The 2,034-nt window shown below is 72.4% G+C and carries 1 protein-coding gene; it reads right to left on the bottom strand.

Features of this window, described 5'->3' with window-relative positions; translation table 11 throughout:
• The coding region (locus AOK03_RS39215; protein WP_244177945.1) for a glycoside hydrolase family 3 protein at positions 1–1,307 on the bottom strand (1,307 nt) is incomplete at its 3' end.
• Positions 1,308–2,034 lie beyond the last annotated feature (727 nt).

The raw sequence follows: 2,034 nt of genomic DNA on the forward strand, positions 1-2,034 counted from the left end.
GCCGGGGAGAGGGGGAGGAGCCCGTCGGTGTTGACCAGGAGGGTCGTGGTGGCGTCGGCGATGGTGTCGGCGGCGTCGAGGTGGGCGGGGATGCCTACGGTGGCGTCGACGGAGGCGGTGGGCTGTTCCGCTTCGTCCGGGAAGGCGTCCGGGGAGCCGTCCAGGAAGGCGTCCGGGAAGCCGTCCAGGAGGCCCACCCTCGCCTTCACGCGGAGCACGCGGAGGACCGATTCGTCGATGCGCTCCTCCGTCAGCTCGCCCTTCTCGACCGCCTCGATCACCGCGTTCCACGCGACGTCGGGGCGCGGCGGGTTGAGGAGTTGGTCGGCGCCCGCCTTGAGCGCGAGCACGGCCACGCGGTCGTCGCCGTACTTCGTGCGGACGCCGCGCATCGCCAGCGAGTCGGTGGAGATCACTCCGTCGTAGCCGAGCTCCTCGCGGAGGATGCCGGTGAGGATCGGGTGGGAGAGCGTGGCGGGGTCGCCCGAGGGGTCGAGGGCGGGCACCACGATGTGCGCGGTCATGACGGAGTCGACGCCCGCGGCGATCGCCGCCCGGAAGGGGGGCGCGTCGTAGCGGTCCCACTCCTCGCGGGTGTGGTGGATGTGCGGCAGCTCGGTGTGGCTGTCGTCCGTCGTGTCACCGTGGCCGGGGAAGTGCTTGGCGGCCGTCGCGATGCCCGCGCTCTGGTAGCCCTCGATCTGGGCGGTCACGAATTTGGCGACGGCGTCGGGGTCCGCGCCGAAGGAGCGTACGCCGATGACCGGGTTGGCGGGGTCGACGTTCACGTCGGCGTCCGGGGCGTGGTCCTGGCGGATGCCGAGGGCGTGGAGTTCGGCGCCGGCGATCCGGGCGGCCTCGCGGGCGTGGGCGTGCGAGCCGGAGGCGCCGAGGGCCATGGCGCCGGGGAGGAGGGTGGCGGGGGCGCCGATGCGGGCGACGGCGCCGTGCTCCTGGTCGACGGAGATCAGTACGGGGAGGGTGGGGGCGGCCTGCTGGATGCCGCGGGAGAGCTCGGCGATCTGGTGCGGGGTGCGGGTGTTGTGGGCCCAGCCGAAGTAGATGACGCCGCCGAGGCGGTAGCGGGCGATCAGCTCGGCGGCGTCGCGTACGCCGAGTTCCCGGAGGTTGGTGTCGATGTCCGCGGGGTCGGGGTCGGTGGCGGTGTGGCCGTACACGTGCATCACGAAGAGCTGGCCGACCTTGTCCTCCAGGGACATGGTGCCGATGAGGGCGCGGAGCCTGCGGTCGCGGTCGTGGTCGCGGTCGTGGTCGCTGGCGCGGTCGCGGTCGTCGGGCTGGGACAAGGGGGGCTCCTGCGGCTGGAGATTACTTTCAGGAGCAACGGATATCCCGAAGATTTCTGCCGGTCAAGGGTGGCGGGGGTGCGGGTGCCGTCACCGGTGCTGTTGGAGGGGGGCGCACCGGTGACGGCGGGCTGCCGGCCGCAGGCGGCGGAGAGGGTGGTCAGCGTTCGCAGCCAGCAGCGATGCCGACACCGCGCTGCGGAGACTCACCGGCAGTGTGCGGGTTTGACGAGGGGGAGCCGTGGAGGGTTCCCGAATCGCCGCGGATTCAGGCAAGTTGGTGGCTGTGAGCCTGGCGGTGCGCGCCTGGGGTGCGTCTGTGGGTGCGGGGCCGCGGGGGTATGTGCGTACTCGCCATCCCTGCGCCGCGTCGGATGTTTCTTGCCGTCGTGGTGTGCTCGGTGCTCCGTGCGCACATACCCCCGCGTCCCCTCCGCGTCTCGTACGCGGCTGCGGCCCGGTGGGTGTTTGTGCCTCGGCCCCCTAGGGTCCCCTCCGTGTCTGGTGTGCGGCTGTGGCCCGGTGGGTGTTTGTGCCTCGGCCCCCTGGGGTCCCCTCCGCGTCTGGTGTGCGGCTGACGGCTGGTGGGGCCTGCGCTTCAGCCCCTTCGCGTTGCCTCCGCGTCTCGTGTGCGGCTGACGGCTGGTGGGGCCTGCGCCTGAGCCCTTCGCGTTGCCTCCGTGTCTGGTGTGCGGCTGTGGCCCGGTGGGTGTTTGCGCCTCGGCCC

The sequence above is a fragment of the Streptomyces atriruber genome (genome assembly GCF_001418325.1).
Classification (GTDB): domain Bacteria; phylum Actinomycetota; class Actinomycetes; order Streptomycetales; family Streptomycetaceae; genus Streptomyces; species Streptomyces atriruber.